Source organism: Mesorhizobium sp. WSM4983 (genome assembly GCF_029625765.1).
GTDB lineage: Bacteria > Pseudomonadota > Alphaproteobacteria > Rhizobiales > Rhizobiaceae > Mesorhizobium.
Genome location: NZ_JARTVM010000036.1, coordinates 1 through 486 on the forward strand (window position 1 = coordinate 1; position 486 = coordinate 486).

The following is a 486-nucleotide window of genomic DNA, read 5'->3' on the forward strand; positions in this document are numbered from 1 at the left end:
GCCGGCACCTATGGCGACTTCTCGATCGACGCCGACGGCGCCTGGACCTACACCGGCAACGGCGCGCACAACGAGCTGACCGCGGGTCAGGTGGTGACCGACAGCTTCACGGTGACGAGCCAGGACGGCACGGCGACGGGGACGGTGACGGTGACCATCACCGGCACCAACGACGCGGCGACGGTGAGCTCGGACTCGAAGTCGGTGACCGAAGCCGACACGGCGGCGGCGCTGAACACCAGCGGCCAGCTGACGATCACCGATCCCGACACGGGTGAAGCGCATGTGGTGGCGCAGACCAATGCCGCCGGCACCTATGGCGACTTCTCGATCGACGCCGACGGCGCCTGGACCTACACCGGCAACGGCGCGCACAACGAGCTGACCGCGGGTCAGGTGGTGACCGACAGCTTCACGGTGACGAGCCAGGACGGCACGGCGACGGGAACGGTGACGGTGACCATCACCGGCACCAACGACGCGGCG

The 486-nt window shown here is 68.9% G+C and carries 1 protein-coding gene; it reads left to right on the forward strand.

From position 1 onward, the window contains the following. A partial coding sequence (locus P9254_RS28835; RefSeq protein WP_278103918.1) for a VCBS domain-containing protein occupies positions 1-486 on the forward strand: 486 nt, incomplete at both ends.